We start from the raw sequence: 22,011 nt of genomic DNA on the forward strand, positions 1-22,011 counted from the left end.
GGGGTCAGATAAGAAGGACGCCAAAGGGGCAAGATGGAACATCGTCGTCATCAGTTGCGCGATTTCCGTTGGCGCGCCCATGCCGACATCGTCAAGCTTGCGAATTCCCTGAACAGTTAAGCTCCTGGGGTCTTCAGTCGACTTGTTTGTTCTGCTCCGTCTCGCTATGCGTGGCTTGCCATCGATGCCACGATATTGTTTGGAACTGGAGGAGTCGACACGTTTCCGATGCAGTCGTTGAAGGAGGCGACATGGCACGCAAACAGAGCAATCAGGAATACGCAGACGTAGTACTGCAAACCCTCTACGCGAAAGACATTGGAGCAAGAGCAAGAGGGATTGACGATCTTGTACGCCTAGCAAACTCCAGGCTTGACGGTGCGGACAAGCAAACTCTCCTGAACATCGTAGGATCCAAAGCAGGGCTGTTCGGACAGGGACTCGTTGATTGTAGGCCTGCTGAGGGCGATGGAGCCATTTTCGGCATTCTGGATATCGAACTGACAGACGCCGGCCGTGCCCACGTCCGTGAACAACAGTTGCCATCTCCCCGCAAGGTTCTTCCCCGTTGGCTCGCCGCAGGACTTATCTTCCTAGCTGGCGCAGTAGCCACAGCAGTAGTCGAATGGCTCGTCCGCAGATTGCTCGGCTCTTAGACAGTCTCAATCGCGTCCGAGCTCACGAAAGCATTGCGGGCAGCCCTTTCTCTCGCTGCCCGCAATGCCTCTGAGTGGACGCCCGCTAGCCCCAGTTAGACTCTGAAGACTCGAATACTCTGACGTATCGAGCGTCGAGTCGGGTATGCGTGCAGGCAACTCCCGGGTGCGTCTGAACGTACACAACGCCCGCGGAGCGCGCCTAGCTGGTTCGCACTCTTTTCCCGAATAACCAAGCGAGCAGTCCTTGGTGGCTCTTGACCTTGTCCGAGTCGCCCTTCTAGCGGTTGACGTCGAGTTCTCATCTGGCAGAATGAAGGACAGTGCCTTCTTCTCAGCAACCTGGCGGCGAACGGGGCAGCCGAGTACTATGCCAACAGTCCCGGCTCCGACAGAGACTCTTCCACAGACAGGATGGCACTCTTGAATACGAGTATCGTCTCGTTGGTTCCAGTGTCGAGCTCGATGACGAGTGTTTCACCGTCAAAGCTGCCCAGTTTTCCTCTGGTAGGCCTGCCAACCACGAGTGTCACTTCAACATCCTTGCCCAGGAGCGCTATCAGCCATTTGGCTTGTGCGGAGTCACCATCCAACATCTCTTGAGCCAATCTCATCTCTTCTTTCCTGATTTCCTCTGGGTCCATCTCTACCTCCCTCGCATACGCAGTGTCCTTCTGGACAACTAACGTTGTCCGGCTTTTCGACGTTTTTCCCTGTGGAAGGCTGTCTTGCACTCGCGTTTGTTAGGAGTGACCAACACTAGCCTGTCGCAACCATGCATGCCTTAGTCACTGGCAGCTTCGCTGCAAGAGGCCTTGACAGCAGCCGTGTGGCTGGAACTGGCCGCAGTTGCAGAACTCCAGGCGTAGCTTGTGCAAGCCATTGCTGCACTTACGTTCAGAGCAGGAGGCACGCTGTCGTCCAGTTCAGACCCAGGGAACTCGCCAGACATGATGGAGTACATGAGTGTCACGAGATCAAACAAAGGGGGAGAGAATAAGAGAGGGGGATTAGAATCTTTATGGGTTGCGGGCGTAGGACAGCGGTTCCTGATCATGGTTGTTCGTCTCGCGACAGGATTTCACCGAGCTATCTGCAAGAGGAGATCTGGCGCGAGCACCAACCGGGGAACAACCGTATTCCGAACGGTGGTGAGTACGGGCGTGAACCAGCGCAACCGTCTCCCACGGCAGGGGGAGTAGGTCGAAAACGCGGCCGGCCAAGCTCAAGTTAGACATTATCCACGGCCTTCTCACTCGCTTCTATGTTCCGCTACAAGAAGCGAAATACACTCGCTCGCGCCATAGTGATGGACTCGAGCCCCTAAGCCTCCAGTCGCTCCTACGGCTGACGCCTTCGTTCCTATCGAGACTCACTCTGTCCCCACGAAGAACAAGCGGGGGAATCTGCGAAACGAATCCCAACCCGACGGAGAAGCAACAATGTTGAAGGAATCGTGAACAAATGGCCGGTTATTCCTACCCACGGAAGCAAGCCTTTCGGAGGCGAAAAAGCTACCCAATTTGGCCGGGATTCGGGCACATTCTCGCAGCACATTCCGGGGGGACTTTGACCATCGGCACTAGGCCATGGTGGACAGGCTGGACAGCAGGTGCGTGGTTGGCACATACCGGATCCCTGTTGGTCACAACCGGACTCCAGACCCTCGACATATGTGAATACGTACTAATAAGACACTGAGCACGGCGCGCCATTGCTATCCATGACGTCCCGTACGCTGCACATGAGCAACGCCACGGGCCGTTGACACGGGCCGTTGACATGGGCCGTTGACCCCGAACGGAGGTATTCATGCGAGTTTGCAGCATTGACGCCTTACGATGCGTCACTATAGTTCGGACATGAATGCTATCGGGAGCCTTGACAAGGACAAGACAGCGTCTGCACAGTCTGGGACTGAAAGATCGTCACAGCCTGCTGGACTGCCTGCGATCTATCGTCTCATAAGCAGCCGCATCAATGAGTTCTACATTGACCCTGATGGTCAAGCGTACGTGACGATGGACGGCAAGACGTTGCCAGTTGAATCCAGGGATCTGGCAGACATGCTCCTTATGCTCGTGCTGCAGGAGACCCGCAAGCCTGCTTCTTCCGGCGAGATCGGAACTTGCATCGAAAGCATAGGCGCAATGTGCCGTACGTCGGGTGTCGTTCACCCCGTGTTCAACCGCGTGGGCGCATCAGAAGACGGAGAGACCGTGTATCTGGATCTCGCCACGCTCTCCGGAGATACAGTCGAGGTCACCAGCCGTGGCTGGACGGTCGTACGAGGGACCAACATCCGATTCATCCACCCGAAGGGGCAGCTACCCCTGCCCATGCCCCAAGGCGGTTACGTTGCCAAGCAGGTTATCGCTCCGTTGGTGAACATGGATGGGGACGATCTCGTCTTGTATGTGGGGACTCTGTTCGGCACTCTGATGCCGGCGGGGCCGTATCCGGTGCTCATGATCTTGGGCCCGCAAGGATCAGGGAAGAGCACTGCCACGCTGTTCCTGAAGAGTTCCGTGGACCCAACGACGACACCTCTACGGACATGCCCCGACAAGGCTGAGAACGTCGCGATTGCCACATATGGACAGCACGTCATTGCGTTCAACAATGTGTCACACCTGACGTCGTGGCTAGCAGATCTTCTATGCAACTTCAACAGCGGAGGGTCTTTTGCGGCGAGGACGCTGTACACGAATTGGGGCGAGAGCCGGCTGACAATCGCCCGCCCCATTGTCCTCAACGGGATCGACGACCTGACGACTCGCGGCGACCTTTTGGACCGAGCCATTATCCTTCGGCTACAGCCTCTCAGGGGCCGCACGGCGGAGGACGAGCTGCGGGGTATGTTCACACAGCTGCACCCGCTCATTCTTGGTGGACTACTTGATGCGATGGTCAGTGTTCTTCAGCACAAGCACGATCCTAGGTTCCAGCTGCAAGCGAAACCTCGTATGGCGGATTTCGCCCAATGGGTTGTGTGGGCGGAGGAGGTACTTGGATTCGACAAAGGCGCGTTTATGCGTGCGTACGCCGAGAACCGTTCTTCTGCGAGTCGAGTTGCCGTCGATGAACAGAGCGAGCTGGTTGGCCTGCTAGGGACCTTGGTGAGCAAGGGATCGAATTGGATGGGCACGATCACAGAACTCCATGTTGCACTGAAGAAGCAAGCAGGCTGCGACAAGATGAAGCCTATTCCGAGTTGGTTCCCGAACACCGTTCGAGCCCTGAGCAACGCTCTGACGAGGCTGGCACCAGATTTGGAGCGAGCACGTGGCATCAGCATCACCCGGAGCCGCTCCAACCAAGGTCGCCTCGTGGAGCTGAGACGGGTGCAAGAGCCATCATGAGCTCTTGGTGCGGAAATGAGCAAGCCTGCGAGTGCCGAGTGTGCCGCATCCGTGCCGCAGAACGAGCAATGTCCGACACACCCTGCAGCAAGTCTAGAAGAATCGTTAAGCATAGTCGTGCCGCACGTGCTGCACTCACTCCTTCTTTCCAAACAAGAGGAAAGGAAGAAGAGAGGGAGAGATATATGAAGGGCAATAGAGAACACTGGAAAACATGTGACACATGTGTCACGCAACCCTGCACATCAATCAGCGAGCGGTGTAGAGTGGTGACGCATCGCTCTGGGACCTGGTGCACGAAGTGCCATGAGGAAGGAAGCTGAGCAGGGCATGGTTGACGACGCGGTCCTTCGTGCGAAAATGCAGGCAGAGCTCGACAGGATGGGGCTCACCGGGGATCTGGCCGAGCAGGTAGTCAGGGAACTCAATTTCTTGGCGTGCCTGCTAATTGAAGCGACAGAAGAAGGGAGGTTCAATGACTGAGGCAACTGAAAGAAAGGGGGTTGTCATCTACACACGCGTCTCGTCGAAAGAGCAGACCCAAGGGTTCAGCCTAGATACCCAGGAGCAATGCTGCCGCGACTATGCAGGCCGTCTCGGCTATGACATCAACAGGGTCTTCGTCGAACGAGGGGAGAGTACCAAAAACGCCAACCGGACCGAACTGCAGACCATGTTGAAGTACATTGCAGTCAACTCACGGCATCTTGACGCGGTCATCGTCTACAAGGTGGACCGCTTGGCGCGCAATACGTTGGACCATGCCGAGCTCAAACTTCTCTTTATGCGCTACGGGCTGCGCCTGCTCTCGGCCACTGAGAGACTCGAGGACACTCCCGTTGGCAAGCTCATGGAGAATCAGCTCGCCGGGTTTGCGCAGTTTGACAATGACATTCGGAGTGAACGGTGCAGGAACGGGATGGTCGCGGCTGTAGCCGCAGGCAGGTATGTTACAGGACCTCCCCTAGGATATGTCAAAGGTGGTTCGAGGAACCTTCCGAGCCTCGTTCTCGATGCTCCCGAGGTCGTTCGGCTCGTACGCAAGTCGTTCGAATTGGTCGATGCAGGGTTCTCTGTCCCGGAGGCTAGGCGACAGGTGACAAGGGAGGGTCTCAGGACCCGGAAGAGGAACACGCTGAGCGTCAACGGCTTCCGGAAGCTGTTGACGCGCAGGACGTATACAGGATCCTTCACGGCTTTCGGGGAGACCGTGCATGGCGACTTCGAAGCCATAGTCCCTGAGGAGTTGTTCCTGAGAGTACAACCGAAGCTGCACCGGGCGAAGAGCACAGGAAGGGTGGTGGTCTACCGCATCAATAACCCCGACTTTCCCCTGCGCGGCATGGTGAGATGCGCGACATGTGGGGCACTGCTCACAGCCAGTAACTCGACCGGCCACGGAGGCAGCTACGGCTACTACCGCTGCTCTCGGTGCAGGGAACGGAGCTTAGGTAAAGCAGAGGTGGAGAGTCGGTTCACCCAGCTCCTGCGTGACCTGAGCCTCAAGCCGGCTTTGACAGAGATGCTAGACATAGCAATCAAGGCCAACCTGACATCCAAGAGGTCGATGGGCGCGAAACATATGGCACAATTGAAGGCGAGGCTCGCAGCGCTGGGTACGCGCCACCGGCAGATATTGGACAAGTCCCTTTCAGGAGTGTTCTCCGATTCAGACACCAAGAGGCTCATCTCTGAGGCCGAACAGGAGAGCGACAACATCCAGAGACAGATAGCTGCGACCGAAGGCTCAGAGACGGTGCCCGAGCAAGTGATTAAGAGGGGATTGGCAGTGCTTCAGGACATGGCGACGTTCTGGCAGAAGGCTAGCCTAACGACCAAGCAGCAGTTCCAAAGGTTCCTGTTCCCAGAAGGAATTACGTTTGGCGAGGCTGGTTTTGGAACCTGCACAACCGCCTTCTGCATACAGCGGAAGACGGTATTCTCAATGCAAAGAAGCAAGATGGTAGCGCCGAGGAGAATTGAACTCCTGTTTGGGGATTGAGAGCCCCCCGAACTAACCACTGTTCTACAGCGCCATACTTGGCTGAGGAAGATGGATTCGAACCATCATCGGTAGCTCCAGAGGCTACTGTCCTACCGTTGGACGATTCCCCAACACAACCGAGAGTATATCAAGAACTTGCCCTGAATCAAGATGCCTGGGCGTGAAATTTCTTGGAGGAGCTCAGGGATTGGTGTCTGTGGATTCCTCGATCTCGATTCCATCCTGCGTCAGGAGTTCGCGACCTTTCTCCTTGATGGTTTCGGTCTGATCGCTAATTTCCTTACCCAGTTCGAAAGCCTTGTCTTTCAGCAACTTGCGCGTTTCTTCTCCACTCTGGGGGGCGAGGACCAACGCCACCAAGGCTCCAACAATGCCACCCATCAGCAGTCCGCCCATGAACGATCCACAATCATTGCGCCCACTCATGATTTCCTCCTTAGGAAGATGGACTTGAAAATCTTGTACGCCGACACCACACTTATGGCAGTGCCCATCATTCTTGGCAGCAGGCCGCTATCTCGGCTGGAAGCTGTCGCGGGCAATACTCTCACAGCCTTATCGGCAGATGCCGTGAGCTTCGTCAGTTGTCTTGCCAACTGGTCGAAGTGTTGCTCTGAGACCTGGGTCGACTGCATCAGTCTGACTGCCTCCGACTTCAGATCGTTAGCCTGTTTCTGCACGTCGACCATCGTGGCAGAAAAGCTCTTTGAGAACTCCCCAAGCTTGCGTCCAAGGACGAGGACGGCTATGGCTGCGGAGATCATGCCGAGGACGATAACAATGTCTAGTACCCAGATTGCATTCATGTTCACTGGCATATGGCCACCTCCTGATCGAGTTTGTTTACAACAGTGGCAGTGGGGTTCAACCGTATGGCAACCCTGCGTGAAAGGATAATGCCGGGGATCAGCATGACGAATCCGGCCACAACAGGAAGGGCCATGGACAGGCTTCCGCTCAGTCCTGCCAAGGATGAGAATCCATAACCGCCGAATACTCCTGCTAGAAAGGCAACCAGTGGAACCCCGTACATAATCGCAGAGGCCCTGAGAATAATCGAATCGTCGAGCGACACTTCAACCAGGTCTCCCTGAGCAATCTCGGGGGAAGCAGTCGCCCTGACAGTCGGGCTGCTCTCCTTGCTGCCTATACAGAACTGGGTCAGAGAGCATGACGCACATCCGTCCCGTGGCAGCAGTCGAATCGTGACGGCGTCTCCATGGCGCGCGATCACCAAACCTCGATCAGTCTGCATATAAATCCTGCACTGGCTCACGTATCAAGAGGCCACCCCACAAGGTCGTGCCTTGACGAAGCTTTTGAACCTGCCTAAGCAGGTGGGAGCATAAAGTTCCCTGCTTCAAGAACACTGCGAAGCGCTCGTATCCACAGGGCATCTGCTTCCGAGTGATTTGTGTTGGCTCAAACCCGTCAAGTGGTTCACGGGCATCGCAGGGTGACACAACACTATTATACCTGAAAACACAGGAAAACCAACGCAAGCCCCCGGGCACATCTGAATGCTTTCAGCTCTGCTTCTGGACAGCACTGGCAAGGCAAGCGGCCACGTCCGCCAATGCTACCGTCAACTGGGAACCTGACGTCAGGTCTTTCACCGCGCAGGTACCCGCCGCAATCTCGTCTTCACCGAGGATGAGTGCCATGCGCGCTCCCCTCTTGGACGCTCGTGCCAGTTGCTTTCCAAACCCATCCTGACGCATATCCAGATCCAGGGCCCAGCCCGCGCCGGCCAAGGTGCGTCTCAACTCGAAGGCGACAGCCATGGCTGTTTCCGAGTGAACAATGTATGCCAGGGGGATTGCCAGTGAACCAGTGAATTCCGGATAGCGCGCTGTCAGCACAGAAGTCAGGCGTTCAAGTCCAAGACCCCAGCCGACGGCAGGAGTAGCCGGTCCTCCCAGGTGACGGATGAGATAGTCGTAGCGGCCACCTCCCAGGAGGGCATTCTGTGCACCGAGATCCTCAGAGATAACCTCAAATACGGTCTTGGTGTAGTAGTCAAGGCCTCGGACCAGTTTGTGGTTGAGGCGATAGGGAATCTTCAGAGCGTCGAGAGTCGACAGCAGGCGGTGAAAATGGTCCTCGCAGTCTGTGCACAGATAGTCCGCGGACTTTGGCAGCGATTCCAGGAGTGACGGATCTTCGCGCTTGCAGTCGAGCACGCGGAGAGGATTGTCGCTCATGCGTCTCTTGCAGTCCTCACACAACTCGCCCTCATGCGCTGCCAGCGCAGCCCGGAGGGCTTCCTTGTAGGCGGGTCGACAGTTGTCATCGCCGATACTGTTGATGTCAACGGACAGATGCGCCAGGCCGAGTCTTGACAACATCGTCATGACCATGTCGATGACTTCTGCATCCTGAACTGGCGATTGCTCGCCGAGAGCCTCGACCCCGAAGCTGTGGAACTCGCGCTTGCGCCCACTCTGAGGCTGCTCATATCGGAAGAACGACCCCATGTAGTAGAACTTGGCCGGAGAAGGCTGCAGATTCATCTGGTGTTCTATGTATGCGCGACACGTTGCAGCTGTGCCTTCAGGGCGCAACACGAGATGACGCCCCTTCTTGTCCGGGAAGGCATACATTTCCTTCTCGACGATGTCGGTGCTTTGCCCAACCGACATGGAGAAAAGCTCCTCCATCTCGATGGTCGGAGTGCGGATCTCTTCGTAGCCATAGACTTTGGCAGTGTTAGCCATGGTTCTCTCCACATACTGCCACAGAAGGACTTCAGGTAATAATATGTCGCTGGTTCCCTTGACTGACTTGATCATGACGATCCTCCAAACGTATATGCTAGTCAGTATAGTTGCTGGGTGCGAAAAGAAAACCGACCTGTTTGTGGGGAAGCAGCCTGGAGCAGTTGCTGACTGCAACACGTGAGGAACCACAGTGGAGACGGGAAGCATTATTCAGTCTGGAAGCCGCTGCCGACCAGTATTGTAGTGGGTCGGGCGCCATCTCTGTTGCCCGACGACATTCGACGGCATGCAGGACGGCTTGAGGGCCTCGACATGACGGCCGCTTCGCAACCGGCGCGGGAGTTACTAGGAGCACTGAGGGTCAGCCGTGGCGTATCGCTTGCTGGGGCTGCCCATCCGGGCTTTGTCCGTATCGCATTGACAAGGCGTTTCCGCTAATCAGGCGACACGGCGAAGACAAGCAGGTCCTTGAACAGTGCAAGCTCCTCGCGGGCTATTGCCCTTGCTCTCTGGTGGACACTGAGCCAGACAGGTGTCTCAGCGGGTGGGCAGGTGAATGCTTGCAGGCGGTTCAGGCGGGCCAGCACCATGATTCGCGCCATGTGGAAGGGCGATGAGACCATCAGGCAAGAGGTCAGGGCGTTCCCCTGCATGTAGCGCTTGAGGTTTATCAGCGTTTGAGCTGTGGTGACGCCTGCGTTGTCGAATATCAGGGCGCTGCGAGGGACCCCCTGCTCGATAGCGACAGCCCCCATGACGTCCGATTCGGTCAGATTGGACCCCGTAGGGCCTCCGGACAGAAAAAGCAGCGGAGCGCGTCCTTCGCGATACAGCCGAGCTGCCCACAAGATGCGCGCTTCGAGCTCCGGCGATGGATTGTCTCCCCAGACCGCAGCTCCGAACAGACAAATCACGTCAGCCCGCTCGGATTGCTGTTTGTACCCATACAAGTCGATGCCCGCGTAGGTCAGAGCGAGAACGGCGCCTGCCGTACATATGAGTATGATGAGTGTTTGGAAGAATCGTTTCACTCAAATAGTATAGGCTGTCGCCTCAGCGCCTCAAGAAGTCGTGGTCGGAGCTTTTCTTGCAATGACGTGTGCGGGTAATATACTACAGACACCATGGAATCCACTGAGCGCTACGTTTCACTATACCGAAAGTATCGTCCCACCACGTTTGACGGTGTCATTGGTCAGGAGACGGTCGTACGTATACTGAAAGGGTCTGTCGACACTGGCAGGACCTCCCATGCATACTTGTTTGCCGGTCCCAAGGGTACCGGCAAGACGACCGTTGCCCGTATTCTGGCCAAAGCCCTGAATTGTGACAAGGGACCGAACAGCCATCCGTGCATGGAGTGCGAGCACTGCAGGGCGATCACCTCAGGGACGGACATCGACGTCATCGAGATCGATGCCGCCAGCAACCGGGGTATCGACGAGATCAGGGATCTGCGCGAGTCGACGAGGTTCGTGCCGGCTCGCAGTCGCAAGAAGGTCTTCATCATCGACGAGGCCCATATGCTCACCGTCCAGGCATTCAACGCACTTCTGAAGACGCTCGAGGAGCCGCCCGACTACGTCGTGTTCATCCTCGCAACGACGGAACCTCAGAAACTGCCCGAGACGATCCTGTCCCGGTGTCAGCGGTTCGACTTCAAGCGGATTTCGGAAACGGCTATGTTCCAATACCTTCAGGGCCTTCGGAACATTGAGGCTCCAAACATAACCGACGAGGCCCTTCACCAGATTGTTGCGCTGAGCGCGGGTTCGATGAGAGACGCTATAGGTCTTGTCGACCAGTTCTCCGTGTTTGGGGCCGAAGCCGTGTCTGGCGCGGCGGTGCTGGACCTGCTGGGGCTGCCAACTGAAGAGAACATTTCCTTGCTTGTCGAGGCTCTGCTCTCTCGCGATCCGAAGACAGTCAGTTCCGTTCTCGACCAGTTGGAACGAAGCGGAATTGAGCCTGCTGACCTACTTGAGAGGACAATTGCTCTCATCAGCGGGTACATTCTTGATAGGGTGACGCTCCGGACTCGGAGTTCAAATGACGCTTCGACGAATCGTCTCAAGGCGTTCCAGGACACAACTCTGGTGGACCTTGCAGCGGCCTTTGCACGAATCCAGCAGCAGTCAGCTTACCTGTCGGATCCATACCCTCTTGTCCAGGCGTTCCTACTTGCAATAGCCCTCGACCTGCCAATGGGTCTCGATCGTTCGCATGAAGAGGTTTCCCGTGGAGTGCAGTTCACGAGTAGTCAGGATGCGCCGAGGCCTGCGGTTCGGCAGATGGAGACTGTACAGAAGATTGTTGAAGTGTCTTCCAACGGTTTTGACGATACAGTTCCAGAATCCAGAAGCACATCCGCAGGGGGGCCTGCAGACCAGTGGACGCACTTCAAGGCACTTGTCTCTGACGCCAGCAAGCCCATCGGGGTGATGCTGCAGGCGCTCGATGTTCGCGAAGTCGGGGTCGACCAGGGCGTCCTGCGGATTGTTCTCGGTCCCAAGACCAAGCTGTTCCGTACAATGCTCGAGCAGAAGCAGGACGAAGTTCTTGTCCCAGCGGCGCGGTCCGCCTATGCAGTCGACCAGGTCAGGCTGGTCGAGGAGGGATCCCAGGAGCCTGCGCAGCAGGAACCCGTGGCAGAGGTTCCGGTGGACGACAAGCTGGAATTGCTCAAGAAGACGTTCGACGCGACGGAGTCGCTGTTCGACTCCTGAGGTGATACGGGAGGAGCCATATGTACAACGTCAACAATCTTATGAAACAGGCCCAGAAGATGCAGGAAGATGCAGCACACGCCGACCAGGAGCTGCTGGATCGCAGGATATCTGCCACCTCCGGGGGAGGTGCCGTCACGGCTGTCGTCAATGGCAAGAAAGACCTCATCGGTATCAGCATCCAGGCGGATTTCGATCTTGGCGACGCTGAGATGGCTGCCGATCTTGTCGTCGCTGCCGTGCGCGAAGCTCAGACGGAGGCGGACCGTCAGGCCGAAGAGATCATGAAGAAAGTCACGGCCGGCATGCCCCATATTCCCGGACTCGGGTAAGCGGTGTTCCTGCCCAAGCGTTTCATCGAGGTTTCTGCCAGACTGAGCAGTCTGCCCGGCATCGGACCGAAGGCTGCTGACAGGCTGGTGTTCTATCTACTGGACCAGCCCGAGGACGACATACGTGCCCTTGCTGAATCTCTGATGGCTGCGAAGCGCGAGATAACCTTCTGCAGACGGTGCGGCAATTTTGCTCAAGGCGATCTGTGTGAAGTGTGCCAAGATTCGTCGCGAGACGCGAAAGTGCTGTGTGTTGTCGAGGAGATACGCGACCTCTCTGCGATTGAGAAAACCGGGGCCTACCGTGGCCTCTACCATGTTCTGCACGGCCGGATCGACCCGATAGCTCGTGTGGGGCCCGGAGAACTGCAGCTGGGCCGCCTTGTCGAACGCATACACCTGGACGATGTGCGCGAGGTCATTGTTGCCACAAATCCCAACTTCAACGGCGACATCACTGCGATGTACATCGCAAAGTTGCTGGCTGCATCGGAAGTGCGCGTCACGCGCATTGCCACGGGTATCCCCAAGGGGAGTGACCTGGAGTTTGCTGATATATTCACGCTGACTCAGGCGCTCGAGAAGAGGACAGACGTCCAAACCTGAAATCTCGCGTTGTCAGGAATGTATGTGGATGCAGGTTTATGGGATAAAATGGAAGTTCTCCAGTTTAGTGGTACAATTAACAAAGTTGTATTGGCCAAAATATTCAGCGCGCAAGAACCTTCTGCGCAGAATATCGACAAAGGAGAAGTGACACAGTATGTTATGGACAATTTCGGTTATTCTCGTAGTCTTGTGGATCCTCGGTATGGTTTCTTCGTATACGTTGGGCGGATGGATTCACATTCTCCTCGTACTTGCGATCATTGCAGTTGTGGTAAACCTGATTAGAGGGAATAGACACGATTAGCGGGAAGAGGACACTCTAGCTACCAGGAGGTAGAACAGTGACCCAGCAGACGGAGACACAAGATACCAAAGCCGAAAGCAATACCTCAAAACGAATTGTTGGCGTAATCTTCGCTGTAATTGAAGTTGTTCTGGCCTTTCGCTTGATTTTCAAAGGGCTTGGAGCAAACCCGAACAATGGTTTTGTACGTGGCATCTATGGTGTCACTCAGTTTCTTGTGAGCATCTTTGAAGGCATCTTCTCCCGGGGCACTACCGCCGGCGCAGAGACCACGGCGATCTTTGAGCCTGCAACTCTCATCGTGATGGTAGTCATTGGCCTGATTGCATGGGGAGTCCTGAGATTGATGACGCCGCACACAGGAACCCGCGTGGAGAGGACGGAGACCACCGGGCACGACGTACAGGGAAAGTGAGCGCCTAGTCAAACGAGTCGCTGATTTGTACGAGATTGACACTGAGTAGTAGCCAGGCAGAGTGGGCTTTTTGCCAATCTGCCTTTTTATTGTTTATAGGTCAAATGTGTCCCGGTCCTCTAAGAATGAACACCAGATAATGACTCAACTGGGTATAATTTCGAGAAGAATCGGCATTAGTAAGAATGTCTCTGCAGAACGGATGCAGAGGTCCGTGTTCTTGGAGGACTAGATGCAGAGATAAGTTCTTTTCTTACCTGTCCAAGGCACATGAATGATGTGAAAAGGTCCAACATACATCTATTGCGTCAATCCACCTATAAGAAGTTTTAGTTGGCATCAATTATGTGGTCTCACCCCCGCGTGTGGCGCGGGACATTGCAGACAACGCCTTGAACGCAGTCCTTATCAAACTCAATTGGCCGGGGACGCTGTCCAGAACGCCGGACAAGACTGGGATGATGGTCAGCAACAGTTGGAAGGCTGTCATTTCTCACCGTTCCGGTGAGACGTCAGACACATTCATTGCTGACCTGGTCGTCGGTCTCAACATCGGGCAGATCAAGACTGGGTCATTGTCGAGATCGGAGTGTATCGAGAAATACAATCGGTTGCCGGAGATCGAGGATGATTTTGGCGGAGCTGCCCGGTTTTCCGGCACGACCGTTCTTGCTGACAAATCCAATGTCAGCGGGTAGTGACGCGGTTTTCAAGGGTTTGACAAGCATCCATTTTTGCTTTATACTCAAAGACTGATTTTCATTCATCCTTAATCTAGAGGGGTTAACATGGTGGACATGGATAAACACGTTGCAACAGAAACTACAGGTGAAACGGACGGACTCTTTGATGTGAAAAACCTGCTTGACGAAATCGCACAGCCGATCAAACCGGCTGCCGACGTGGCAGAGGAAAAGACTCCAGAAGAAGCGGCCACACCAGAGAAGGCCGAAACCGAGACCGAACAAGTCGAGGCTGCAGATGACGAGATCAAGGCGTCCGAGCGTGAGGCAGCCCTTGCCGCAGACTTGTCACCCAAGGCGGGATACGCGCCACGCCTGCTACGGCGTGGGGACGTCATTGACGTCTCCGTCGTCAAGCTCGAGCGTGACGGGGTCATGGTCAATGCCGGTGGAAAGGGAGACTACTATATCCCGCTCAACCGCTTGACTATGCGAACCGATGTAGCTGTCGGCGAAATCGCGCACGTTGGCGAAACGATGAAGGTGGCCGTCGTCAAGGAAGAGGATGAACAAGGTACGGCAGTCCTTTCCAAGCTGAAGGCTGATCAGGAAGAGGTCTGGGCCGATGTCGAGAAGTACTTCGACGAACAGACGATCGTCACTGCCAAAGTTACCAAGGCCATCAAGGGTGGTCTGCTTGTTGACATCGGGGTGCCCTGTTTCCTGCCTCAATCACAGGTCGCCAGCGACTACCGCAATAACCTGCCTTCACTGGTTGGCCAGGACATTCCTGTCAAGGTCACCGAGTTCGACAAGAAACTTCGCCGGATTATCGCCTCTCATCGTGCAGCGATGCAGGTTATCCGCCAGAAGCAGAAGAAGGAGTTCTTCACAAAGATCCAGCCAGGAGATATCTATGAGGGCACTGTCAACGGTATCGCTGAGTTTGGTGCGTTCGTGGACATCGGGTACGGGGTCGAAGGTCTGGTCCATCTTTCAGAGCTGACTTACGGTCGCCGCCGTCCTGTCGAGGAGGTCGTCCAGAAGAAGGACAAGGTCAAGGTTAAGGTTCTCAAGGTCGACCCGGAGACGGGAAAGGTCTCCTTGAGCATCAAGCAGACGAAGCCACATCCTTGGGAAACCATCGAGGAAGACTATCCCGTCGGCATGATCCTCGAGGGGGCAGTGATTCGCATCCTGACCTTTGGAGCAATCATCGAACTTTCAGAAGGAGTTACCGGGCTCCTGCACATTTCACAGATCTCCAACGACAAAATTCGCAAGGTCGAGGATGTGCTGAATGTGGGAGACATTCTCAAAGTTCGTGTGCTCGAGGTCCTGAAGGACGAACGCAAGGTCAAGCTCAGCATGAAGGGCGTGGAAGGCAACGAGAGCTTGTTCGGACGTGAGCCCGGGCAGGAGACGCCGTCGGTGGAAACTGGTTCGGATACGGATGCAACTGGCAGCACGTTTGTCCAGCCCGAAGTCGTCCAGCCCGAAGCCCCCGCCGTTGAGAACGTCGAGCCCGAAGTCCCCCCCGTTGACAATGTCGAGCCGGAAGTCGTCGAACCCGTCGAGTCCGCGGTGGCCGAACCCGAAGTCGTCCAGCCCGAAGCCCCCGCCGTTGACAATGTCGAGCCCGAAGTCGTCCAGCCCGAAGCCCCCGCCGTTGACAATGTCGAACCCGAAGTCGTCGAGGCCAAGCCCGTGGAACCCGAAGTCGTCCAGCCCGAAGCCCCCGCCGTTGACAATGTCGAGCCCGAAGTCGTCGAACCCGTCGAGTCCGGGGCAGCCGAACCCATGTCGACCGAAGAGGCTGTCCGGCACGAAGAGACAGAAGGGCCTGCAGAGGCCTAACTGGCGACCCTGGCCTTTTGGTCTGCTTCTCCAGAAGAATACTTCCAGATAGGTTCAGATTGACGGGGTCGCAGTACCACGCAGAGATGTGTGGCAACTGGACTCTGTCTTTTTTTACCGTGGGTGGCATCGACGAATGATGGGTTCTGGCCTCCTCGCGGTTCCTTGGTGTAAGAAGTAGTAATGGGCGCTGACAACAGAAGGAGGCAGTCATGATAGCATTTCTGTTTCCCGGGCAGGGTTCGCAATACGTGGGAATGGCCGGTAAAGTAATCGACCCGATTCTGAGTCGCAGGCTGTTTGGACAGGCAAGTGACGTGCTTGGTCTTGACCTATGGAACCTCGTCGAAGCAGGTGACGAGGCGGCGCTGACTCGTACCGAGAACACCCAGCCTGCCCTCTTTGCGACCGAGATGGCATGGGTCGAGGCACTTGCGAGCAGGGGTATGAGCTGCGATGTTGCCGCCGGTCACAGCCTGGGGGAGTTCAGCGCGCTGTGTTGTGCCGGCGTCTTCACGTTTGAAGATGGCATTCGACTCGTGCGACAACGTGGAGAGATCATGGCAAGAGCTGTATCTGGGTCGCCGGGTACGATGGCTGCCGTCGTAGGATTGGACGACAACGATCTGCAGTGTGTTCTTGCTGAGGGACGTCGGTCCGGAATCGTGGAAGTCGCCAACTACAACGCTTCCGACCAGACGGTCGTGTCTGGCGAGATGGCTGCTGTGGACCGCGTCGTTGGGGCCGTGAAGGAGATCGGCAGAGGACGTGCGATCAAGCTCCGGGTGGGTGCCCCATTTCATTCGTCCATCATGGCTGGTGGTGCCGCCGAGTTTGAGGCGATTGTACATGATATCCCGTTTTCCCGGCCTCGTTTTCCCGTTGTGAACAATGTGGCAGCGTTATCAGAAGATGACCCCGAGGCAATCAGGGAGTGCCTTGTTGCGCAGTTCAAGAGCCCGGTGCAGTGGGTGCGTACGATGGAGGCACTCCAGAGCATGGGAGCGAGCGAGTACTTGGAGGTCGGGCCGAAAGGTGTGCTGACGGCGCTTGGTCGGAAGGCGGTTCCTGGAGGAAACGTCAGAGCCGTGGAAGACGAGATATGGCAATGACGCTCGAAGGAAAGACGGCCCTGGTTACGGGTGGATCCCGAGGCATCGGTAGAGGCATTGCTCTCGAGCTGGCCACGCAGGGAGCCACTGTCATCATCGATTTTCACCAGAACCGCGTGGCGGCAGAAGAAGTCGTCACGGCTATCACTGCGATGGGTCGGGTCTGTGAAGCAGTCCAAGCGGACGTCGGGGACGTCGCTGAGGCCGACAGCCTGGTTGCGCGGAGTATCATGCTGACAGGTTCGCTGGACATCTTGGTCAGCAACGCCGGTATCACCCGAGACGCCTTGCTTGTCCGGATGACGGATGAGAAGTGGAACGACGTGCTGCGAACGAATCTTACCGGCACGTTCAACGTAACGCGGGCAGCTGCCCGTCATATGATGTCTCAGAGATCCGGGCGCATTGTGCTGATCTCGTCGGTAGTTGGGCTGGGAGGGAACGCCGGACAAGCCAACTACGCTGCGAGCAAGGCAGGCGTTATAGCTCTTGCGAAGACAGCAGCGAAGGAGCTAGGACCACGCGGGGTCACCGTCAACGTCGTTGCGCCTGGATTTGTGGAGACAGACATGACGAGCCCGCTTGACAATAAGGCCGTATCCTCGTATCTTGCCAGTATTCCACTCAGGCGGGCCGGGACACCGGGCGACGTTGCCAAAGTTGTGGCGTTCCTTGCAAGTGAAGACGCTTCGTACATTACCGGCCAAGTGCTCGTGGTCGACGGGGGATTGTCTCTCTGAAGCGCTTGGATATTCTTTTCTCAGGAGGAATCTGATGACCAAGGAAGAAATCCGCTCGAAGGTAGTAGAGATTGCCAAGGAAAAGCTGGGCGTCGAAGAGTCTCGCGTTACTGACGAGGCTCAATACGTCAAGGACCTTGGTGCCGACTCTCTGGCATTGGTCGACATTACAATGGCACTGGAAGACGCTTTTGGAACATCTATTCCAGACGAGGACATCGAGAAGATTGCGTCCGTGGGGCAGACAGTCGACTACGTGATGTCCCACATTGCCTGACGCTGCAGGAGACAGGATTTCTATGGAGCGGACCCGAGTCGTCATAACGGGGCTCGGTATTGTGTCGCCGATCGGAAACAACGTCCCTGCGTTTGAGGCGGGACTCGCGGCTGGCGTCTCAGGTGTGGCGCCGATCACGCGGTTCGATGCAAGCGCCATCAGTTGTCGTATCGCAGGCGAAGTAAAGGGCTTCAACCCGGAGGACTACTTCGAAAAGCGTGACGTTGCACGTACCGACCGCGTACAACAGCTGGCGCTTGCAGCTGCGCAGGAAGCTCTACTGGACTCACGGCTGGATCTGCAGGCTGAGGATAGGGAACGAATCGCCGTATATGTCACGAGTGGTATAGGTGGTGGCGAGTCCTTGGAAAGTGAAGTGTTGCAGGCCGCTGTCAGAGGGCCCTCGCACCTCTCCCCGTTTCTCATTCCGAAGATGCTTGTGGATTCCATTCCGGGCACCATAGCTCAGCGGTTCAAGCTCTATGGAGGGACTAGCTCAGTCGTCAGTGCCTGCGCGAGTGGTACCCAGATGCTGGGGGAGGCTCTCGAGGCTATTCGGCGAGGCGACGCAGACGTCATCGTGACGGGGGCGTCCGATGCGGCGGTGACAATGACCGGCATCGGAGCTTTTGCCAACATGCGCGCACTTTCTACGCGGAATGATGACCCCGGACATGCTTCCCGGCCTTTCGACAAGGAACGCGATGGATTCGTCATGGGCGAAGGCGCAGGAATACTGATTCTGGAACAGCTTGACCATGCGCTTGCCAGAGGGGCACGCATCTATGGCGAAATCCTGTCTCAGGCAGTAACATCCGATGCGTACCATATGACGTCGCCTGATCCTGAGGCGAAACAGATCGTACGGGCCATGCGTACTGCTATCGAGCGTGCAGGGCTTTCTCCACTCGATATCGACTACGTCAATGCGCACGGGACGTCGACTCCGGCGAACGACCGGACGGAGTCATTTGCGTTGCAGACATTACTCGGAGGCCGAGCTCATCTTGTTCCCGTGAGTTCCACAAAGTCTATGACCGGCCACCTGCTGGGTGCTGCCGGCGCCGTAGAGACCGTAGCCTGCATGTTGACCATCAAGAACAGACTGATCTATCCCACCATCAACTATGCGACGTTCGACCCCGAGTGCCCGTTGGACTACGTCCCGAATGTTGCACGTTCATCCGACGTCCAATATATCCTCAAGAGTTCGTTCGGGTTCGGGGGTCACAACGTCTGTATTGTTCTGGGGCGGTACGCAGGATAGCGTATCCACTGTCTGGAAACCAAGAAATCCCGTCAGCATATCACTGACGAGATTTCTTGGTAGCTTATGGGGTAGCAGACTATTCTTCGACGGTGATTGAGGCGACGGGGCAAGATTCGGCGGCTTCCTTGCAGCAACCGGCAGCACCACAATCGGCACCTGAGATGACCTCGGCCTTGCCGAGTTCATCATTGAGTCTGAATACCGTATCGCACAGGGCGACGCAAGCGCCACACCCGATGCAAGCCTCCTGATCGATTGAAACCTTCATGGTTCCTCCTTTGGCATAGATGCTATATTTCTATTTTACTGGTTAACAGCTGGGTGTCAATTTGCCTGGGCTACTCTGTCGTTCGCACCAGGTCGATAATGAATGCGATTGCCTCTGAGGCAGCGACGGCTTTCTTGTCTGTCTTGTTGCTGCGGAGAGTGACCTCGAAATTGCCAGTCTTGAGGAAAGAATTGCCGACGACAACCTGGATTGGGAAACCCATGAGGTCGGCATCGTTGAACTTGACACCAGCCGACTCGCCTCGGTCATCAAGAATGACGTCAATCCCAGCCTTTTCGAGTTCTTCGTAGAGCTCCAGCGCGGCATGCCAGACTGCATCGTCACCCTTGTTGAGGGGAACGACAACGACCTGGAAGGGGGCGACGGACATTGGCCAGACGATACCCTTGTCGTCGTGGTGCTGCTCGATGATAGCGGCTAGCGTACGCCCGATACCAATGCCGTAGCACCCCATGAAATACGGTTTCTCGCTGCCGTCTTCATCGACATAGCTGGCATGAAGAGGAATTGAGTACTTTGTGCCAAGCTTGAACGTGTGACCGACCTCGATGCCTGTGGCTGTATGCAACGGATGGCCGCACACGGGGCAAAGGTCCCCTGCCCGGACGGTCCTTATGTCTGCCACGACAGTCGAGTCAAAGTCCCGTCCAAAGAACGCATTCCTGATGTGGAACCCATCTTTGCCGGCTCCGACCGTATAGGCGACGTCCCGACGAACCATCTCGTCGACGACAACAGGTACTGCCGTCTGCATGGGCCCGACTGAACCCGGGTGAACGCCGAGGATGCTCAGTACTTCCTCGTCGGTCGCCAGCCGGCCCTCGCGGGCTTGCACGGCTTTCCGGAGCTTGACCTCGTTGATGTCGTCGTCTCCTCGAACCACGAGGAGCCAGGGTTTGTCGTCAGCGATATAGAGAATGGATTTGAGGACGGTGCCTGGATCGACGGCAAAGAAGCGGGTGACCTCTTCGATGGAGTGGATGCCAGGTGTGGCTATGCTTTCCAGGGCGGGCGGAGTACCTGTAACGTTCTCGGGGCTCGTGGCCGGATGCGCCTTCGAGAGTTCGAGGTTGGCAGCATAGCCGCAGTTGTCGCATGCAGCGTAAGAACACTCTCCGTTATCTGCCTGAACCGTGAACTCGTGGGACGACGAACCGCCAATGGCGCCAGAATCTGCCTGGATAGGGCGGAACGTGAGGCCCACGCGGTGGAAAATGTTGTTGTACGCCTCAAACATGAGGGCGTAGTTCAGCTCGATGGAGGCCTCATCGCGATCGAAGCTGTAGGCGTCCATCATCGTGAACTCTCGGCTGCGAATCAGCCCATACCTTGGGCGAATCTCATCCCGATACTTGTTGGTGATGTGGTACAGGTTGAACGGCAATTCTTTGTAGGAATGGCGCTCACTACCGACAACAGACGTGACCAGTTCCTCATGCGTCGGTCCCAGGCAGAACGAGCGGCCCTTTCTGTCAGTCAGCTTGAACATCTCGTCACCGTACAGATCCCAACGGCCGGTCGCTTGCCAAGGTTCAGCAGGCATCAACAAGGGCATCAGGATTTCTTGGGCGCCATGGCTGTCCATCTCCTGGCGCACGATTTCTTCTATACGCTGCTTGACGCGCAGACCAAGATTGAGATAGGTGTAGATGCCGGAAGCCGATTTGCGAAGCAGGCCGGCACGAAGCATGAGTTGGCCGCTTATGGTATCGGCGTCCTGGGGAACTTCACGCAGACGCGGTGCAAAGACTTTGCTCAGATACAAGGTTTCCTCCTGATGTCACAGACGAGCGCATATATTATAGATGCAGGGTCGGTTTTGCAAGGGAATCGATTGCTGCTAATATGAACAAACACGAGGATCGGAAGGAGCAGATCCTGGACGTTGACGGGAGCAAGGACTGACACGCAGTGCTAGGGGAGACCGCAGTGTTCGACATGACCTCAGAAACTGGCGAGCGTGAACTGCGATTGAGTCCAGGCCTGCTCTCGGACATAGTTCGCAGGGGGAAATCATGTACTTGGTCATTGCAGGAAACATTGGTGCAGGGAAAACGTCGCTCGCTCAGATGATCTCGCGTGAGCTTGGTTTTTCCGTCTACTTCGAAGCGTTCGGCGACAACCCATTCCTGCCCAGCTATTACCAGGACATGCGTCGCTGGGCATTTGCGACACAGATCAGCTTCCTGGCTCTCCGGTATGAGCAGATTCTGAACCATGTCCTGATGAGCGATGTCCCCGCCATCCTTGACCGTTCCATTTATGAGGATCGCGAGATCTTCGCCAAGGCACTTGTGCGCGATGGACTCCTGTCGCCAGACGAGTGGAATACCTATGACAAGCTCTATCAGCTCATGGTACGCCGGCTTCCCAATCCCAACCTGCTCGTGTATCTTCGCCGGGACGTCCCGACACTCCTTGCCAACATCCGCAAACGCAATCGCAGCATTGAGAACATTAGCGGAGACTACCTGGAGGGTCTGAACAAGCAGTACGAGGAGTTCTACGGGGGCTGGCATTATCCCAAGGTCGTCTTCGAGGAGGATATCTTCGACCATGCTGCTGACGTGTTGCAGCTTGTCAAGAGTGCTATCTAGGGTAGAGTTGTTTGTTTTTTCACAAATCCTTGCAATGTTGGCGCATGGGCCTAGAAT

24 protein-coding genes, 2 tRNA genes and 1 other RNA gene are annotated in these 22,011 nt (G+C 56.1%); 16 read left to right on the forward strand and 11 right to left on the reverse strand.

Going from position 1 to position 22,011, the window contains the following annotated elements; all coding sequences use genetic code 11:
* Positions 1-251: 251 nt before the first annotated feature.
* On the forward strand, positions 252-656 hold the full coding sequence (locus SMC7_RS00720; RefSeq protein WP_119088473.1) for a hypothetical protein: 405 nt from the start codon (positions 252-254) through the stop codon (positions 654-656).
* 368 nt (positions 657-1,024) lie between these two features.
* On the opposite strand, the gene SMC7_RS00725 is transcribed toward SMC7_RS00720, so the two are convergent.
* Positions 1,025-1,300, reverse strand: a complete 276-nt coding sequence (locus SMC7_RS00725; RefSeq protein WP_119088474.1) for a hypothetical protein — start codon at positions 1,298-1,300, stop codon at positions 1,025-1,027.
* Positions 1,301-2,518: 1,218 nt separating this feature from the next.
* On the opposite strand from SMC7_RS00725, the gene SMC7_RS00730 reads away from it, so the two are divergent.
* The 3 genes from SMC7_RS00730 (at position 2,519) to SMC7_RS07580 (ending at position 6,020) form a co-directional block, all read left to right on the forward strand.
* Positions 2,519-4,018 (forward strand): hypothetical protein, encoded by a 1,500-nt coding sequence (locus tag SMC7_RS00730; RefSeq protein WP_126850683.1) that lies wholly within the window; start codon positions 2,519-2,521, stop codon positions 4,016-4,018.
* 306 nt (positions 4,019-4,324) lie between these two features.
* Complete coding sequence (locus tag SMC7_RS07305) at positions 4,325-4,501, forward strand: hypothetical protein (RefSeq protein WP_165845022.1); 177 nt, start codon at positions 4,325-4,327, stop codon at positions 4,499-4,501.
* A complete protein-coding gene (locus SMC7_RS07580; protein WP_413814579.1) occupies positions 4,494-6,020 on the forward strand; it encodes a recombinase family protein in 1,527 nt (508 codons plus the stop codon). The genes SMC7_RS07305 and SMC7_RS07580 overlap by 8 nt, the downstream gene beginning before the upstream one ends.
* Here SMC7_RS07580 and SMC7_RS00750 read toward each other — a convergent pair.
* The 8 genes from SMC7_RS00750 to SMC7_RS00785 all read right to left on the reverse strand — a co-directional run bounded on the left by SMC7_RS00750 (position 5,980) and on the right by SMC7_RS00785 (position 9,774).
* A tRNA-Glu gene (locus SMC7_RS00750) sits at positions 5,980-6,054 on the reverse strand. The genes SMC7_RS07580 and SMC7_RS00750 overlap by 41 nt on opposite strands.
* A gap of 5 nt (positions 6,055-6,059) precedes the next feature.
* A tRNA-Gln gene (locus tag SMC7_RS00755) sits at positions 6,060-6,133 on the reverse strand.
* A 70-nt stretch (positions 6,134-6,203) separates the two neighbouring features.
* Positions 6,204-6,449, reverse strand: a complete 246-nt coding sequence (locus SMC7_RS00760) for a YtxH domain-containing protein (RefSeq protein ID WP_119088477.1) — start codon at positions 6,447-6,449, stop codon at positions 6,204-6,206.
* Complete coding sequence (locus SMC7_RS00765) at positions 6,446-6,841, reverse strand: hypothetical protein (RefSeq protein WP_119088478.1); 396 nt, start codon at positions 6,839-6,841, stop codon at positions 6,446-6,448. The genes SMC7_RS00760 and SMC7_RS00765 overlap by 4 nt, the downstream gene beginning before the upstream one ends.
* On the reverse strand, positions 6,832-7,278 hold the full coding sequence (locus tag SMC7_RS00770; protein ID WP_119088479.1) for a SoxR reducing system RseC family protein: 447 nt from the start codon (positions 7,276-7,278) through the stop codon (positions 6,832-6,834). Before SMC7_RS00770 ends, SMC7_RS00765 begins: the two co-directional genes overlap by 10 nt.
* Positions 7,279-7,308: 30 nt before the next feature.
* Positions 7,309-7,484, reverse strand: a non-coding RNA gene (ssrS, locus tag SMC7_RS00775) — 6S RNA.
* A 65-nt stretch (positions 7,485-7,549) separates the two neighbouring features.
* The gene (gene hisS, locus SMC7_RS00780) at positions 7,550-8,815 is read right to left on the reverse strand and encodes a histidine--tRNA ligase (RefSeq protein ID WP_165845023.1); all 1,266 of its coding nucleotides are present in this window, start codon (positions 8,813-8,815) and stop codon (positions 7,550-7,552) included.
* A 362-nt stretch (positions 8,816-9,177) separates the two neighbouring features.
* Positions 9,178-9,774 (reverse strand): YdcF family protein, encoded by a 597-nt coding sequence (locus SMC7_RS00785; RefSeq protein ID WP_119088481.1) that lies wholly within the window; start codon positions 9,772-9,774, stop codon positions 9,178-9,180.
* Positions 9,775-9,867: 93 nt separating this feature from the next.
* On the opposite strand from SMC7_RS00785, the gene dnaX reads away from it, so the two are divergent.
* From dnaX to fabF, 11 genes are all read left to right on the forward strand, one after another.
* Positions 9,868-11,469: a DNA polymerase III subunit gamma/tau gene (gene dnaX, locus SMC7_RS00790; RefSeq protein ID WP_119088482.1), complete on the forward strand. Its 1,602-nt coding sequence runs from the start codon at positions 9,868-9,870 to the stop codon at positions 11,467-11,469.
* A gap of 20 nt (positions 11,470-11,489) precedes the next feature.
* Positions 11,490-11,801: a YbaB/EbfC family nucleoid-associated protein gene (locus SMC7_RS00795; protein ID WP_119088483.1), complete on the forward strand. Its 312-nt coding sequence runs from the start codon at positions 11,490-11,492 to the stop codon at positions 11,799-11,801.
* A 3-nt stretch (positions 11,802-11,804) separates the two neighbouring features.
* Entirely contained in the window at positions 11,805-12,407 is a 603-nt protein-coding gene (gene recR, locus SMC7_RS00800) for a recombination mediator RecR (RefSeq protein ID WP_119088484.1), read from the forward strand.
* A gap of 157 nt (positions 12,408-12,564) precedes the next feature.
* Positions 12,565-12,714: a lmo0937 family membrane protein gene (locus tag SMC7_RS07585; protein WP_119088485.1), complete on the forward strand. Its 150-nt coding sequence runs from the start codon at positions 12,565-12,567 to the stop codon at positions 12,712-12,714.
* 37 nt (positions 12,715-12,751) lie between these two features.
* Complete coding sequence (locus SMC7_RS00810) at positions 12,752-13,129, forward strand: hypothetical protein (protein ID WP_207798672.1); 378 nt, start codon at positions 12,752-12,754, stop codon at positions 13,127-13,129.
* Positions 13,130-13,476: 347 nt separating this feature from the next.
* Positions 13,477-13,827, forward strand: coding sequence for a hypothetical protein (locus SMC7_RS00815; protein ID WP_279386252.1), 351 nt, complete (start codon positions 13,477-13,479; stop codon positions 13,825-13,827).
* A gap of 99 nt (positions 13,828-13,926) precedes the next feature.
* Entirely contained in the window at positions 13,927-15,669 is a 1,743-nt protein-coding gene (locus SMC7_RS00820; protein WP_165845024.1) for a 30S ribosomal protein S1, read from the forward strand.
* A 212-nt stretch (positions 15,670-15,881) separates the two neighbouring features.
* Positions 15,882-16,781 (forward strand): ACP S-malonyltransferase, encoded by a 900-nt coding sequence (fabD, locus tag SMC7_RS00825; RefSeq protein WP_119088488.1) that lies wholly within the window; start codon positions 15,882-15,884, stop codon positions 16,779-16,781.
* Positions 16,778-17,521: a 3-oxoacyl-[acyl-carrier-protein] reductase gene (fabG, locus tag SMC7_RS00830; RefSeq protein ID WP_119088495.1), complete on the forward strand. Its 744-nt coding sequence runs from the start codon at positions 16,778-16,780 to the stop codon at positions 17,519-17,521. The genes fabD and fabG overlap by 4 nt, the downstream gene beginning before the upstream one ends.
* Positions 17,522-17,555: 34 nt before the next feature.
* Positions 17,556-17,798 (forward strand): acyl carrier protein, encoded by a 243-nt coding sequence (gene acpP, locus SMC7_RS00835; protein WP_119088489.1) that lies wholly within the window; start codon positions 17,556-17,558, stop codon positions 17,796-17,798.
* Between the two features lie 22 nt (positions 17,799-17,820).
* Positions 17,821-19,065, forward strand: a complete 1,245-nt coding sequence (gene fabF / locus SMC7_RS00840) for a beta-ketoacyl-ACP synthase II (RefSeq protein ID WP_119088490.1) — start codon at positions 17,821-17,823, stop codon at positions 19,063-19,065.
* A gap of 79 nt (positions 19,066-19,144) precedes the next feature.
* Here the strand turns inward: fabF and SMC7_RS00845 are convergent, their stop codons facing one another.
* Together SMC7_RS00845 and SMC7_RS00850 are read right to left on the reverse strand one after the other, a co-directional pair.
* Positions 19,145-19,336, reverse strand: a complete 192-nt coding sequence (locus SMC7_RS00845; RefSeq protein WP_119088491.1) for a ferredoxin — start codon at positions 19,334-19,336, stop codon at positions 19,145-19,147.
* Between the two features lie 70 nt (positions 19,337-19,406).
* On the reverse strand, positions 19,407-21,122 hold the full coding sequence (locus SMC7_RS00850; RefSeq protein WP_119088492.1) for a proline--tRNA ligase: 1,716 nt from the start codon (positions 21,120-21,122) through the stop codon (positions 19,407-19,409).
* Between the two features lie 250 nt (positions 21,123-21,372).
* On the opposite strand from SMC7_RS00850, the gene SMC7_RS00855 reads away from it, so the two are divergent.
* Positions 21,373-21,954, forward strand: a complete 582-nt coding sequence (locus SMC7_RS00855; protein ID WP_119088493.1) for a deoxynucleoside kinase — start codon at positions 21,373-21,375, stop codon at positions 21,952-21,954.
* Positions 21,955-22,011 lie beyond the last annotated feature (57 nt).

It is taken from the genome of Candidatus Cryosericum terrychapinii (assembly GCF_003570925.1).
Taxonomy (GTDB): domain Bacteria; phylum Caldisericota; class Caldisericia; order Cryosericales; family Cryosericaceae; genus Cryosericum; species Cryosericum terrychapinii.